At 61.1% G+C, this 13558-nt stretch carries 14 protein-coding genes; 4 read left to right on the forward strand and 10 right to left on the reverse strand.

Annotation, left to right across the window (positions count from 1 at the left end; all coding sequences use genetic code 11):
• Positions 1–28: 28 nt before the first annotated feature.
• On the reverse strand, positions 29–928 hold the full coding sequence (locus ACOYR4_RS11400; protein ID WP_422849599.1) for a LysR family transcriptional regulator: 900 nt from the start codon (positions 926–928) through the stop codon (positions 29–31).
• A 119-nt stretch (positions 929–1047) separates the two neighbouring features.
• On the opposite strand from ACOYR4_RS11400, the gene ACOYR4_RS11405 reads away from it, so the two are divergent.
• From ACOYR4_RS11405 to ACOYR4_RS11415, 3 genes are all read left to right on the forward strand, one after another.
• Positions 1048–2283: an alpha-hydroxy acid oxidase gene (locus ACOYR4_RS11405; RefSeq protein WP_422849600.1), complete on the forward strand. Its 1236-nt coding sequence runs from the start codon at positions 1048–1050 to the stop codon at positions 2281–2283.
• A gap of 439 nt (positions 2284–2722) precedes the next feature.
• On the forward strand, positions 2723–3142 hold the full coding sequence (locus ACOYR4_RS11410; protein ID WP_422849601.1) for a hypothetical protein: 420 nt from the start codon (positions 2723–2725) through the stop codon (positions 3140–3142).
• 26 nt (positions 3143–3168) lie between these two features.
• Positions 3169–3378: a hypothetical protein gene (locus ACOYR4_RS11415; protein WP_422849602.1), complete on the forward strand. Its 210-nt coding sequence runs from the start codon at positions 3169–3171 to the stop codon at positions 3376–3378.
• Between the two features lie 230 nt (positions 3379–3608).
• On the opposite strand, the gene ACOYR4_RS11420 is transcribed toward ACOYR4_RS11415, so the two are convergent.
• The 6 genes from ACOYR4_RS11420 to ACOYR4_RS11445 all read right to left on the reverse strand — a co-directional run bounded on the left by ACOYR4_RS11420 (position 3609) and on the right by ACOYR4_RS11445 (position 9785).
• Positions 3609–4415 carry an HNH endonuclease gene (locus ACOYR4_RS11420; RefSeq protein ID WP_422849603.1) on the reverse strand — a complete coding sequence of 269 codons (807 nt, stop codon included), beginning with the start codon at positions 4413–4415 and terminating at the stop codon, positions 3609–3611.
• Entirely contained in the window at positions 4412–4999 is a 588-nt protein-coding gene (locus ACOYR4_RS11425) for an AAA family ATPase (RefSeq protein WP_422849604.1), read from the reverse strand. The genes ACOYR4_RS11420 and ACOYR4_RS11425 overlap by 4 nt, the downstream gene beginning before the upstream one ends.
• A complete protein-coding gene (locus ACOYR4_RS11430; protein WP_422849605.1) occupies positions 4996–5871 on the reverse strand; it encodes a hypothetical protein in 876 nt (291 codons plus the stop codon). The genes ACOYR4_RS11425 and ACOYR4_RS11430 overlap by 4 nt, the downstream gene beginning before the upstream one ends.
• A 435-nt stretch (positions 5872–6306) precedes the next feature.
• A complete protein-coding gene (locus ACOYR4_RS11435) occupies positions 6307–8589 on the reverse strand; it encodes a molybdopterin cofactor-binding domain-containing protein (protein WP_422849606.1) in 2283 nt (760 codons plus the stop codon).
• A 15-nt stretch (positions 8590–8604) separates the two neighbouring features.
• The gene (locus ACOYR4_RS11440) at positions 8605–9066 is read right to left on the reverse strand and encodes a (2Fe-2S)-binding protein (RefSeq protein WP_015014100.1); all 462 of its coding nucleotides are present in this window, start codon (positions 9064–9066) and stop codon (positions 8605–8607) included.
• Between the two features lie 146 nt (positions 9067–9212).
• Positions 9213–9785: a TetR/AcrR family transcriptional regulator gene (locus ACOYR4_RS11445; RefSeq protein ID WP_015014099.1), complete on the reverse strand. Its 573-nt coding sequence runs from the start codon at positions 9783–9785 to the stop codon at positions 9213–9215.
• 116 nt (positions 9786–9901) lie between these two features.
• On the opposite strand from ACOYR4_RS11445, the gene pdxH reads away from it, so the two are divergent.
• Positions 9902–10543 carry a pyridoxamine 5'-phosphate oxidase gene (pdxH, locus tag ACOYR4_RS11450; RefSeq protein WP_422849607.1) on the forward strand — a complete coding sequence of 214 codons (642 nt, stop codon included), beginning with the start codon at positions 9902–9904 and terminating at the stop codon, positions 10541–10543.
• Positions 10544–10570: 27 nt separating this feature from the next.
• On the opposite strand, the gene ACOYR4_RS11455 is transcribed toward pdxH, so the two are convergent.
• The 3 genes from ACOYR4_RS11455 to ACOYR4_RS11465 form a co-directional block, all read right to left on the reverse strand.
• The gene (locus ACOYR4_RS11455) at positions 10571–11527 is read right to left on the reverse strand and encodes an AEC family transporter (protein WP_422849608.1); all 957 of its coding nucleotides are present in this window, start codon (positions 11525–11527) and stop codon (positions 10571–10573) included.
• A gap of 153 nt (positions 11528–11680) precedes the next feature.
• Entirely contained in the window at positions 11681–12385 is a 705-nt protein-coding gene (locus ACOYR4_RS11460) for an HAD family hydrolase (RefSeq protein WP_422849609.1), read from the reverse strand.
• 72 nt (positions 12386–12457) lie between these two features.
• Positions 12458–13558 (reverse strand): ABC transporter ATP-binding protein, encoded by a 1101-nt coding sequence (locus ACOYR4_RS11465; RefSeq protein WP_343736283.1) that lies wholly within the window; start codon positions 13556–13558, stop codon positions 12458–12460.

Consider the following 13558-nt stretch of genomic DNA (forward strand, 5'->3'; position numbering starts at 1 on the left):
CTAGGGCCACCATCCGCGCATCAGGCCGTCAGAACGCGCCGCTCCCCCCCGTGAAATCCGCGTGCTGTGACGCCATGCCGTGCAGCATGCCCACCAGGGGCCGCAGGTCGTCCCGACGGCTGTGGAGCGCGTAGCCGAGCGAGCCCAGGGGCACCGGGCTGTCCAGCGGCTGCAGCACGCCCCGTTCGCACAGGGCTTGCGCCCAGCCCTCGGGCAGCAAGCCAATGCCGCTGCCCTGTGCCAGCAAGCCCACAATCGCGCCCCAGTGGTTGCACATCAATCGGCGCGCGGGACGCGCATCGGCCTGTCGCAGCCAGTTGTCGATCAGGTGGGTCACCCCCGAGCCCTGCGGGAGGGTCACCAGAGGGTGCGACTGCACAGCGTCGGCGTCCATCTGATGCAGGCTGCGCGCCACGCCAGGACCTGCGCACCAGGCAAAGCGCGCATGCGCCAACGGCACTGACGTCAGCGTGCTGCGACTGGCGGGGCCTGCAATCACGGCCACATCCAGCTCGCCTTTGTCCAGCCGCTCCGCCAGGACCGCGCCCACATCCACATGCACAGACACTTCCAGCGCCGGATGCGCCGCCGCCAGGGCCGAGACCAAACGAGGCAGCCAGGTAATTGCCGTCAACTCGCCCACCCCCAGTCGGCAGGGGCCGCGCAGGCCAGTGGTGCTACCCATCTCCTGCTGCAAACGGTCCGCCTGCTGCAGCAACCCACCCGCCAGTGGCAATAGCCGCGTGCCTGCCTCCGTCAACGCCGCGCGGTGCCCTGCGCGGTCAAACAGCACCTGGCCCAGCGAGGCCTCCAGCTCGGCGATCCGCTTGGACAGGGACGACACCGACAAGTGCACCCGCTCGGCCGCCATGGCAAAGCTGCTGCAGGTGGCGGCCCAGTAGAAAGCTTCGAGCTGTTTGAGGGTCATGTCGTGAAGTTATTTCTAATTTGGCAAACAAATGATTCGCAATAAATTCGCTTTCTTGATTATTGCGATTTCAGGACACTGCTTTCCAGCCCTCGTTTGCTTTTGCCTGAAACCACGCCATGTCCACCCCCTCCTACACACCCCAACCGCCCTCCCCCAACGCCTGGGGCGCTTTCAACGGCACGCGCCGGAGCGGCCGCACGGCCGATCTGCTGTCGCTGGACGACTTTGAAGCCGCCGCCCGCCGCGTGCTGCCACGCCCCATCTTTGGCTACGTGGCCGGTGCGGCCGAGGACAACTTGGCATTGGACGACAACCGCCAGGCGTTCCGCGAGATCGCCCTTGTCCCCCGCGTGCTGCGCAACGTAGCCGAGCGTGACCAGGGCGTGACCCTGTTCGGCCAGCGCTACGCCAGCCCCTTCGGGATCGCGCCCATGGGCATAGCGGCGCTGTCGGCCTACCGGAGCGACATCGTGCTGGCCCGTGCGGCGGCAGCGGCGGGTATTCCGGCCGTGCAGAGCGGCAGCTCCCTCATCCGGCTGGAAGAAGTGATGGCCGCAGCCCCCGGCACCTGGTTCCAGGCCTACCTGCCCGGCACACCGGAACGCATCGACGCCTTGCTGTGGCGCGTAATTGCGGCAGGCGTGCAGACCCTGGTGGTGACGGTGGATATCCCCGTGGCCGGCAACCGCGAGAACAACATCCGCGCGGGCTTCTCCACCCCGCTGCGCCCCAGCCTGCGCCTGGCGTGGGACGGCATGGTGCGCCCGCGCTGGCTGGCGGGCACGCTGCTGCGCACGCTGGCACGCCACGGCATGCCACATTTTGAAAACTCGTTTGCCGAGCGCGGCGCACCCATCCTGTCTTCGCGCGTGCAGCGCGACTTTGCCGCGCGCGACCACTTTGACTGGAGTCACATCGCCCACATCCGCCGCCAGTGGCGCGGCCCGCTAGTGGTCAAGGGCATCCTCAGCCCGCAGGACGCCGCCCTGGCCCGCCAGCACGGGGTGGACGGCATCATTGTCAGCAACCACGGCGGCCGCCAGCTCGACGGCGCCGTGGCCCCGCTGCGCGTGCTGCCCGCGATTGTCGAGCAGGCGGGCAGCGGCATGACGGTGATGCTGGACGGCGGCATCCGCCGGGGCACCGATGTGATCAAGGCCCTGGCACTGGGCGCGCAGGCAGTGTTTGTGGGGAGGCCCTTCAACTACGCCGCTGCAGTGGACGGCGAGGCGGGCGTAGCAGCGGCCATCGAGCTATTGCGCGCCGAGGTCGACCGCAACCTGGCGATGCTGGGCGCTACCACCTGTGCAGCGCTGGGGCCAGAGCATCTCATGGACCGGCGGATAGGCTGAGGGACTGCGGGGCACGCTCCTCGGAGGGTCTCCAGGGCGCAAAGTCAACCAGCCTAGTTTGAAATGAAGTGATGGCCGCGCCGCCAACAATGCCCTGTCGATCACTTCAATATTGATAGCTGTCAGCGCTTATCTGCAAAGCGCTAATAGTACTTTTCATTCAATAGGATTGGTCTGCAGCGCCGCAAACGGCCTCAGGCTGATTTCGAACTTTCACTCAACCACCATGGGCAGGCAGTTTTGGCCCGAACCGGTTTGTTTGCCGTGCACTATGGAACTGCCATGGACGGCCCTTCAGTTAAAGTCCCCGCCCCGCGGACGATTTTTGACCGCATCGTGCTCCCCGGTGACGGGGTTTGACAACAAAATCTGAGATTTTGAGTGAGGCTCGCTAGCGGATGTGGCCGTGCAAACCGCAACTCGCGGAGATAGAAAAAATATGCTGCTAACCGATATAACCGTCGAGCACACTTTGGTGTCTAAAAAGGATGGCGTTCGCCAGACTTTCTTGCTGCACCCGTTTACCGATACGCAGCGCGATTCACTGGGCAAATTCGAGCTCGTTCGCGACGTCAGCCAGCCCGGACTCAAAGACGTAAAACGCTCCACCTTCGTATCGTTTCACCAATTGGCGGAGCTGTATGCCAAAGGCCTGCTCGAAGAATTCGGGTTTTCCGTTCGCATGTGTCCGGGCAAAGGCACCTACCCTGCCAAGCTTCCGGCCAAAAAGATACTGCCCACCAGCATCAAGCCAGGTTCTTCGTTCGAGTTGGCGGTGCAAAAGGTGGATATTTCCAAACCGGCAACGCGCGAATTGAAAACGGCCTTGCTTCGCGCCAGCGTCCAAATTGAAGCGTGACGGCGCTGATCGATAAAGGAGCCACTGTGAACCGATCCGTTGCGCATGCTGAACTGATTGCCACTTTCAAGCGGGCCGAGGCGGATGCCGCTCGCAAGTTCGGACTGATCAAAGCTGCTGCCAATAAAGGCCCTGAGGCCATTCAAGCCGCCACCGAAACAGCGGCAAAGGCGGCAAAACGCAGGGACTCTTTTGCGAAAAAGCTGGGCGATCTGGGGGCGGAACTAGAGTATTGAGCGCCGCTAAGCCCATGGCTTAACACCCACCATTCGCAACCGCACACCAAAGGTGTTAGGAGGGATGGGATACCGCTATAGGCTGATCTGGGTCCCTCGAGAACTATGACCTGAGCGGCAACGGCGTTCATCACCGGTCATTCGAAGGGCTACAAATCGCATGACCGGTGTATACCTGAAATCGGGCACTTAATTTGCGGTGCAGGTGTAGACTGGTTCGAAGAAACCCGTCAGGTCAGCCCGCCCGTGGCAATGGCGGGAACTATAGCAAGGACTTTTGAGTAGAAAGCGTGTTCCATCGAATTTGGTTCGTTTACCAATATTTGATCCTGAACAAAAATATTAAGACGATTCGTCTTTTTAGGAGTCGTAGGCTCAGCCGCCAATATTTTCGACATCTTTGGCACTTCCAAAAGAGTGGCGCGCGTGCGGTACCTATCGTTCAAATTCATCGTCGAAAAGTGTCTATTAAGCAATGGCGAAAGGGTCAGCCCTGTTTGAATTTTAAAATCAACTCGAATGGCTTGGGGTACATAGTTAACATCTGCAATGAGATATACATCATTCAAAATTTCATTCAACATTGGATGCATAATTTTCTGTCGCAACTTATTTCCCCAAATCTCTTTTTTTAAGACTGAATTACAAGTATCACAAGACATTAATAAATTTTGACGCGATACAGATAACTCGGGAAATTTTGATCGCGGTAGGAAATGATCTATGTGGGAGACACAGTCAATCTGGCAGTAAGGACAATTGTGTCCATCATAGCTACTTCTCAAATCACTTTTGAGCTGCTTAATAACAATCGAAGTACCGTCATACAGCGAATAATGAAAGTCTTTGCAATCGTCCGTGAATCCCAATGGCTTTGCTGTTCCATTTACGATTGCATCGGAATATTTATTCAAGGCAGTCGTAACTTTCGACTTCTCCGAATCTAGGACAGATTTCTTCTCGCCTCGAGTGGAGGCTATGACTCTTTCATAGCTAGATACATCCTCAATTGCGCTTACGACAGGAATATTCTTCATAAATTTTTCATGCTCCAAAAGAAGCTCCTCGCTTCAGCGCTCAAGGGTCTCTCCAGCTCAGCTTCAATGTCATCTAGTTCATATTTGTTTTTTGCTAGACTCTTTAGAACATCTACATAACTTGGCATGTCGGCGGGCATTCCAAAGGCGCACGCAATGAGACTATCTACGCTTGTGCCAAATGATTCGACGCTCAACCTCTCGAATTCGGCTTGGCCATCAATTTTCTTCAGAATTTGGACATATTTTGACGGAATCTCTTGGATAACAATTGGTGAATGTGTGGATACGAGTCCGAAAGACTTCCTTTGCTGAAGCAAGGTGCGTAAAATATGCATCGTCGTCGAAAGCAACGCAGGATGAAGGTGATTTTCCGGCTCATCAATAACGACAAGTGCGCCGGGTTCAATTTCGCGATATAAATCCGTAAGCATTGACAGTGTCGCTTTATGACCTGCCCCGAGTTTGCTGAACCGGCGGCGTACTGAGCTCTCGTCAGCAAGGTCACTTTCAGAAAAGCCGGCTTCTGTCAGGATTGGCGAAATCGATTGAAGCCAATCGTCGTACGCGCGTTGTTCAATCAACTCCCGGATAGATGATGTAAATCGACGCGAAAAGGTGGTTGAACTTGCAATCTTGGTTCCAGTCCCCCGTCTTTAGATGCTTCACGCATGCCGATGTAGGCGTATCTCAGGTCTTTTGTGAGGTATTCGGTCCTACTGGAAGTTCCGGGTACCTTAATGTGGTCAGGAAGAAAGAATCTATCGAATATGCTATAAGAGATAACGATAACCTTTCTTATTGACTCTCGGCCAACTATGGTTACTCCTCGTTCGGCCAAGCCCAATACTGATGCAACGAAGTTTGCTAAAAGTTGTGTCTTTCCTGCACCATTTTTACCAACCATTGCATTTAAAACACCTGGAATATTTGAAGTCTGGTTGAATTTCAAGCGACATAGAGTTGAGAGCTTCGAGCCATGAAGGCTGCATGAAAACGAGATTTCTACCGTATCTTCGGATAGCCCGGGCTTGACCAACGCTTGCGCCCCCAAAAAGCGAGACAGGGATGAAGAGAATACTTGCTCTTCACGTACTTTGTCCAAAAGACCGTTTATGACAGTTACGTCGCGCAAGTTCCGCAAAACGCTATTATATTGCTCAGCCATCAAGCATTCTTTGAGATTTTTATAAAAATCTTCAGTTTGCCCCAGCGAAAAGTAGTCTTGGTCGAGTGGTTTTTGAATTATTTGTGGAAGAAGCGTGCGTCCATGTTTTTGATTTTTCTTACCTATCTTTATCGTGCCGATAGAGACCTTCTCTCCAGTTTCCTTAAAGAAGTAGAGCTTGAACGAGGTCTGATATCCATAGTCATCCCAAGTGGACCGCGTCAAAAGTAGGTGCGGGAATTGCGCGTCAGTTGCAGCAGTTCCAACATAAATTGGTAGATTGACCATGGGTTATATTCTTTAAGAGTTCTTGAAGAAGAGTCTTACTCGAGCAGGAATGCGGGCACACCTAAGCTCACTTCAAACCCTGTAGGTTACCCAATTCGGAACGTGCCGAGTCAACGCCTGTCGGAGATAGCCCCCTGAATCCCCGTACCCATCCTATCGCTTACCTACGTCAGTTGCTCACCTAAAGATGCGGCAAAGGCAGGTGCATAAATTTGACTGCTTTGGGGAATGGCATTGACGTGATGGCGCATCCGTGAACGGCCGCAATCGCTGCATTGCAGTCATTTCTCTGCCGCTTGAGCTAGGCCGAAAGCTGCGTGCCAAAACACAACCAGAGCAATGCTATGGTCGGACACCGACCCGAAGCAGATGGATAGGTCATAAAAAAAGCGCCGGGCTCTCCCAAACCCGGCGCTCTCACTCCAACAAGCTTTATCAAGCCAACTTAAACGGCAGCTCGCGTGGCGTCTTGCCCGTGATCTGCGCGATGGCATTCGCAAACGCCGGCGCCAGCGGAGGCAGGCCGGGTTCGCCCATGCCCTTTGGCGGATCGGCGCTGGGCACGATATGCACTGTCACCTGCGGCATGTCGGTGATGCGGGGCACGGCGTAGTCGCCGAAGTTGCTCTGCTCCACCACACCGTCCTTGAGCGTGATGGCGGCACCGGGCAGGCAGGTACCCAGGCCCATCAGCGCGGCGCCTTGCACCTGGGCTTCGACGCTCTTGGGGTTGACCACCAGGTTGCAATGCACGCCTGCGGTGATGCTGTGCAGCTTGGGCGTTCCGTCTTTGACGGAAGCCTCGACCACATAGGCCACCACCGACTCGAACGACTCGTGCACCGCCACGCCCCAGGCGCGGCCTGCGGCCAGCTTCTTCTTGCCGTAGCCCGACTGGGCGACGGCCAGTTGCAGCGCCGCCTTGTGGCGCGGGTGCTTGTCGCCCATCAGGGCCAGACGATAGGCCACCGGGTCTTGCTTGGTTGTGCGGGCCACTTCGTCGATCAGCGTCTCCATGGCGTAGGCCGTGTGGGTGGAGCCCACGCTGCGCCACCACAGCACCGGCACGTTCACGTCAGGGTGGTGTACCGACAGCTTCATGGGCACGTCGTAGGGCTCTTTCATGCCCTCGATGGCCGTGGCGTCAATGCCGTTCTTGATCATGAAGGCCTCGAACGGCGAGCCCCTGGTGATGGACTGGCCGACGATGGTGTGGTCCCACGCCAGGATCTTGCCCTTGGCGTCAAAGCCGATCTCGGCGCGGTGCACATGCATGGGGCGGTAATAGCCGCCCTTGATGTCGTCCTCGCGGCTCCACAGCGTGCGCACCGGCGCAGTGATGCCGGCAGTGCGCACGGCCTTGGCCACGCCGCAGGCCTCCACCACGTAGTCGCTGGTGGGGATGGCACGGCGGCCAAAGCCGCCACCGGCCATCTGCGTGTTGACCTTGACGTTCTGCGGCTGCAGGCCCAACGTCTTGGCGGCGGCCATGGCGTCTAGGCCGGGCATCTGGGTGCCCATCCAGAGTTCTGCCTTGTCCCCGTCCAGCTTCACGGTGCAGTTCAGCGGCTCCATGGGCGCATGCGCCAGGTACGGGAAGACGAACTCGGCACTGATCTTGTGGGGGGCGCCCGCCAGCGGTGCCATGTCGGCCTGCATGGCCACATTGCCCGGCTTGGCGGCCAGTTCGCGGTACTGCGCCAGCAGCGCAGTGGTGTCGGGCTTGGTCACCGCGCTGGTGTCCCATTCCACCTTCAGCGCGTCGCGCCCCTGCTTGGCAGGCCAGTAGCCGTCGGCCACGATGGCAATGCCCTCGCCGCCCCGGTCTGTGGGCACGCGCAGAACGGCCTTCACACCCTTGATGGCCTTGGCGGCGCTGTCGTCCAGCGACTTCACCTTGGCGCCAAACACGGGCGGGCGGGCCACCACGGCTGTCAGCATGCCGGGCAAGCGTACGTCGATGCCGTAGTCCTGCTGGCCGCTCGACTTGGCCTTGGCATCCAGCCGCCCGGTGGGCTTGCCGATCAGGCGGAACTGCTTGGGGTCCTTCAAGGTGACCTTTTCGGGCACGGGCTGCTTCATGGCGGCTTCGGCCAACTGGCCGTAGCCCAGCTTCTTGCCGCCGGGGCCGACCACAAAGCCGTTGCTGGTGCGCAGGGCCGACGCGTCCACACCCCATTGCGCGGCAGCCGCCCCGACCAGCATGGCCCGGGTGCGTGCGCCCAGTTCGCGGTACTGGGTATACGAGTTCTTGATGGAGTTGGAGCCGCCCGTGAGGTGCATGCCGAACGCAGGGTCGGCATAGGCCGGGTTGGCGTCGCCGTGCACGCTGCGCACCTTGCTCCAGTCGGCATCCAGTTCCTCGGCCAGGATCATGGGCAGGCCGGTCTGCACGCCCTGGCCAAAGTCCAGCCGGTTGATGGTGACGGTGACGGTGCCATCGGCATCAATGCGCACAAAGGCCGAGGGCTGTTCGTGCGGCTTGAGGCCTGTGGGCGCCGCAGCCGCCGCGCCCTGCGCCGCGGACACCAGCGGAAACGCACCCAGTGCAAAGCCCGAGGCCGCAGACACCTTGAGGAAGGTGCGGCGCGCCACGCCGTCCGATACGTCGATTGCTCCCGAAGTGATAGCGCCTTGCGCTTTATCCACTAGCGATTGGAGGTGTTTTGGCATGAAATGCTGTGCCTGGCCCTGCAGGGCATGGGGTTCGAAGTGCATGGTGGTCTCCTTCAATCAGGCCAGGGTCTTGGCAGCGTCGTGGATGGCGGCGCGGATGCGCACGTAGGTGCCGCAGCGGCACACGTTGCCGGCCATGGCAGCGTCAATGTCGGCATCGGTGGGCTTTTTCTTGCCCTTGAGCAGCGCGGTGGCGCTCATGATCTGGCCGCTCTGGCAGTAGCCGCACTGGGCCACATCGTGCTTCACCCAGGCGGCGTGCACGGCCTTGCCCACCTTGTCATCGGCGGCAATGGCTTCAATGGTGGTGATCTTCTGGCCTGCCGCCGCAGAGATGGGCGTGATGCAGGACCGCACCGGCGCGCCGTTCAGGTGCACGGTGCACGCGCCGCACAACGCCTGGCCGCAGCCAAACTTGGTGCCGGTCATGCCCAGCGTGTCGCGCAGGGCCCAGAGGATGGGGGTGGATTCGTCGGCATCCACGGCCGTGTCTTTGCCGTTGATATTGAGGGTGGGCATCGTGGGACTCCTTGGGGTGAAGGTCAGCGCTCAAAAGCACAGCGCAATCGGTAGGGCGGCGTGGGCAGAGGTCGAGCCGCTTTGTTGTTTTAAGAGAATAACTATTCGATTAAACCGCAAAAGCCAAGTTTTTGCAGCGACCCGATTTACGCCTTGATGGCATCCCAGCACAGCCCAAACGCCATCTGGTGCACGGCCTCGTCATCGGGCAGCACCTGGGTGCGGATCAGGTTGCCGGTCTCCCGCACCGAGCCCACCAGGCTGGCCGTGAGCAGCGGAATGGGCACGGCTTTGAGGATCTCCTGCTGCTGGCCTTCTTCCATCAGCGCGAAAAAACCCGCCATCAGCCGGGTCGAAAATTCGCGGTTGCCCTGGGTGAACCAGGGCGAGTTGTAGTACTGCTCCTGGAACACTACTTCGGCGTACTGGTCCAGCCGATGGCGCAGCAGGTTGCCCCAGGCGCGGCGCACCCGTGCGCGGTAGGGCATGCCAGGTTCTATGCCGTCCATGATGCGCGCGGCCGTGACGGTCTTGGCGTCCTGGTACAGCTGGCTGATGAGTTCGTCCTTGGACGGGTAGTACACGTACAGCGTGCTTGTGGCCACGCCCGCTGCCCGGGCGATGTCGGCCAGGGTCAGGCCGCTCAGGCCCCGCTGGGCCACCAGTTCAAAGGTGGCCTGGGCAATGGCACGCTGTTTTTCGTCGTCTTTGGGTTTCATTGGAACCAGGAATATAAGCGAACACAAATTCGACCACTATCAAAACCCTTGTGAGTGGTCGCGGCACCCTGCCCTAGCGCAAAGCGCCATCGTACGAGGGATGCACAATCGTGGCCATGACCACGAACTCCATCGCCGACCTCCGCAAGAGCTACGAGCGCGCCGAACTCAACGAAGACGCCTCGCACGCCGCCCCCCTGCAGCAGTTTGACCAGTGGCTCAAGGAAGCCATCAGCGCCGAAGTGCCCGAGCCCAACGCCATGACACTGGCCACCGTGGGCAGCGACCTGCGACCCAGCACCCGCATCGTGCTCATCAAGGGCTATGACGAGCGCGGCATCGTCTGGTTTACTAACTACGACAGCCGCAAGGGCCGGCAGATTGCCGGCAACCCTTATGCCGCCCTGCAGTTCCACTGGGTGGAGCTGGAGCGTGTGGTGCGCATCGAAGGCGTGGTGGAGAAGGTCAGCGACGAGGAAAGCGACGAATACTTCCACAGCCGCCCGCTCGACTCCCGCATCGGCGCCTGGGCCAGTCCGCAAAGCCAGGTCATTGCAGGCCGCAGCGTGCTGGTGGCCAATGCGGCCAAGTACGGTGCGCAATTCATGCTGAAACCGCCCCGCCCGCCGCACTGGGGCGGCTACCGCCTCAAGCCCGACCAGTGGGAGTTCTGGCAGGGGCGCAAGAGCCGACTGCATGACCGGCTGCGCTACCGGCTGGACGCAGGCGAATGGGTGCGGGAGCGGCTGGCGCCCTGACCTGAACCTGGGCCCTGGGTCGCTGGCTCAGCCCGCGACCCAGCGAGTGACCGCCAAAATCACCAACGGCATGGTGACCAGCCCCAGCGCGGTAGACACCGCCACGCTGGCCGTCACCTCTTCCTCGGCCACGCGATAGCGCTGCGAGAACAAAAACACGTTGGCCCCCACGGGCAACGATGCTGCGACGATCATCACGGCCAGCGGCATGCCCGACAGGCCCAGCGCCCAGCCCATGCTGGCCAGCACCAGCGGGTGCACCACACACTTCACCAGCGCAATGCGCAGCGCGGCCTTGAACTGGTGGCCGACCTTGGTGAATGCCAGCGTCACCCCCACCAGCAGCAGCGCAATCGGCCCCAGCGCCTGGCCCAGCAGCTGCAGGGGCTTGCCCACCACCTCGGGCACCACCAGCCCGGTCTGCGCAAACAGCAGGCCCGCAATGATGGGCAGCGGCACCGGGTGCACGATGCCGTTGCGGATGGCCTGCAGCACGGTGCGCCACATGGGCTGCTGCACGCCGCCCGGGCGCCCGGCGTGTTCGCGCGCGGCCGCCAGCTCGAACACCACCGTGGCGGCCGTCAGCAGGATGAGCGAGTGCACGGAGATCAGGGTGAACAGCGTGACAAGCCCTGCCTCGCCAAACACCAGGCCCACCAGCGGTACGCCGATCATCAGCGTGTTGCTGAAGGTGTTGGCCAGCGCCCGCGCGGCGCCCAGCGTGTTGAAGCCCTGCACCGCCAACGAGGCGGCATAGACCACGCCAAACGCCACAAAGTAGATGCCCACGGGGCCGAAGTTGAGGTCTTCGATGTGCACCGTGCTCATGGTGCGAAACAGCAGCGCGGGCGTGAGCACCATGAACACGAGGTTGGCCAGGTCCTTGACGGATTCGGCACGTATCCAGCCGCGCCGCCCCACATAAAAGCCGATGGCAATGAACAGGATGACGGGGATCAGCGAGGTGAAGACAGGAGAGTTCACGAAGAAAAGCGCGCCAGGTCGGCAAGGGTGGGCGCCGATTGTCTCCCATGATCCCTGCCGATTCGGCGTGGTGCGCTCGCCGCACAGCCATGATTTGCTACATATTCAATAGCTATCAGCGCATATTGCACTAGCGCTTGACACTGATTTCTTTCAAAACCTGTGGTCTGGGCCCGCTGGGGGCATATCCGCTGCGGCGCGCGGTGCGTCCGCCGACAGCAGGGCCAGCAGCCCTTCCAGCCCCTCCACCCGATAGTCTGCCAGCGGCCAAGGCTCGACACCCGGCCGCACCGTCTGGACGGTGGTGGCCCCCAGCGCGCGCCCGGCCGCCAGCTCGGACAAGGGGTTGTCGCCCACCACCAGCATCTGGCGGGGCTTGCAACCCTCGCGGGCCAGGATCTGTTCAAAGAGGGCCTGCTTGCCATGTCCCGCACCGGTGGGCGGCGCGTCAATTGCGTCGATGAGAACTTGCTCGAACCAGGCCCGGATTCCCAGTGCATCGATCTTGCTGTCCTGCAGGCGCCGAAAGCCGCTGGTGACCAGGTAACGCCGCAACGGAATGCGAGGCAGCAGGGCGATGTCGGCATAGCCCTGCAGCGGTGCTGTGGCTTCCATCTGGCTGAACTGCCGCCATCCCGCCACGCGCATGGCGGGCGTGAAATGGTGGCGCTGGGCCACCAGGTCGAACGCGGTGAACCAGCAGGCCTGCAGCGCCTGATCCAGGGCCTGCGGGCTCAGTGCGCCCTGGTTGGCTTGCCGCACAGCCTCGAACGCGGGTTCGAACAAGGGGCCCACCGCCCGCGCATCCATCAGGCAGTTGTCCAGGTCAAAAACAGCAACGGTGTAGTCCAGAGGCATGGCTCATCAAACAGGGAGTTAACAAAACGGCGTGGTGCATGCAGTGCGCATACCGGGCAAATGCCGCGCGCCTTATCCAGCCACCACGGATACGCCATGGTCTGCGAGCGTCAGGCTGACCGGGGCGCCCACATCCAGCGGCAACTCCACCAGGGGCGACACCACAAAAATGGCGCCCAGGGCGCTGGCAAAGGTGTATTCCATGACGCTGCCCAGGTAGGTGCAGCGGATGACCCGCGCGGCGAGGCCCGCCGATGTGGCCGGGCCAATCACCCAGGCCTCCGGGCGCACGGCGATCTTGACCGGGCCTGTGGGCAGTGCGGCGGGTGACGGCACGCGCAGCGGGCCCAGCTGCGCATACCCGGTGTCCGCGGTGCTGCCCGGGCTGGGCGCGTGGTTCTGGGCTGCGAAAAGCATGGCCTCGCCCATGAAACCGGCCACAAACTCGGACGTGGGTTGCTCGTACAGCGCGCTGGGCGCGCCGCGTTGGGCGATAGCGCCCCGGTCCATCACCACGATCTGGTCGCTGACGGCGAGGGCCTCGGACTGGTCGTGGGTGACATAGGCCACAGTGAGCTTCAGGCGCTCTTGCAGGGCCCGGATTTCCTCGCGCATGGCGCGGCGCAGGCGGGCATCCAGGTTGGACAGGGGTTCGTCGAACAGCAGCACCGCGGGCTCCAGCGCCAGCGCCCGCGCCAGCGCCACCCGCTGCTGCTGCCCGCCCGACAGCTCGTGCGGCCTGCGCTGGTCCAGGCCGTGCAGGCCCACGGTGTCGAGCATGGCGCGGGCCTTTTCGCGCACCTGCTGCCTGCCCAAGCCCGAAAGGTGTAAGCCGTAGACCACGTTGTCGATGACGTTCATGTGCGGAAACAGCGCGTAGTTCTGGAATACCAGGCTGACATTGCGCTGCGCCGGGCCGAGGGGGGTCACATCCTGCCCGTCGATAAAGATGCGGCCCGATGTGGGTGATTCGAGCCCGGCAATCAGGCGCAGCGTGGTCGTCTTGCCGCAGCCCGATGGCCCGAGGATGGTGGTAAGCGTGCCGCGCGGCACGCTGAAGCTGATGTGGTTCACCACCAGCGGGGCGCCGGGCGACGAGCCGTAGCGCTTGCTGACATCCCGGAACTCGATGCCATGCACGGTTGGTGTCTCAGAGGGGGGCGTCACGGGCAT

The organism is Acidovorax sp. M14, from assembly GCF_049331375.1.
GTDB lineage: Bacteria > Pseudomonadota > Gammaproteobacteria > Burkholderiales > Burkholderiaceae_C > Acidovorax.

What these genes read in the sequence shown, in the direction of transcription:
- ACOYR4_RS11400 (WP_422849599.1), bottom strand. Translation starts at nt 928, where the DNA reads ATGACCCTCAAACAGCTCGAAGCTTTCTACTGGGCCGCCACCTGCAGC.
- ACOYR4_RS11405 (WP_422849600.1), top strand. Translation starts at nt 1,048, where the DNA reads ATGTCCACCCCCTCCTACACACCCCAACCGCCCTCCCCCAACGCCTGG.
- ACOYR4_RS11410 (WP_422849601.1), top strand. Translation starts at nt 2,723, where the DNA reads ATGCTGCTAACCGATATAACCGTCGAGCACACTTTGGTGTCTAAAAAG.
- ACOYR4_RS11420 (WP_422849603.1), bottom strand. Translation starts at nt 4,415, where the DNA reads ATGAAGAATATTCCTGTCGTAAGCGCAATTGAGGATGTATCTAGCTAT.
- ACOYR4_RS11430 (WP_422849605.1), bottom strand. Translation starts at nt 5,871, where the DNA reads ATGGTCAATCTACCAATTTATGTTGGAACTGCTGCAACTGACGCGCAA.
- ACOYR4_RS11435 (WP_422849606.1), bottom strand. Translation starts at nt 8,589, where the DNA reads ATGCACTTCGAACCCCATGCCCTGCAGGGCCAGGCACAGCATTTCATG.
- ACOYR4_RS11440 (WP_015014100.1), bottom strand. Translation starts at nt 9,066, where the DNA reads ATGCCCACCCTCAATATCAACGGCAAAGACACGGCCGTGGATGCCGAC.
- ACOYR4_RS11445 (WP_015014099.1), bottom strand. Translation starts at nt 9,785, where the DNA reads ATGAAACCCAAAGACGACGAAAAACAGCGTGCCATTGCCCAGGCCACC.
- pdxH (WP_422849607.1), top strand. Translation starts at nt 9,902, where the DNA reads ATGACCACGAACTCCATCGCCGACCTCCGCAAGAGCTACGAGCGCGCC.
- ACOYR4_RS11460 (WP_422849609.1), bottom strand. Translation starts at nt 12,385, where the DNA reads ATGCCTCTGGACTACACCGTTGCTGTTTTTGACCTGGACAACTGCCTG.
- ACOYR4_RS11465 (WP_343736283.1), bottom strand. Translation starts at nt 13,558, where the DNA reads ATGCCCGTGACGCCCCCCTCTGAGACACCAACCGTGCATGGCATCGAG.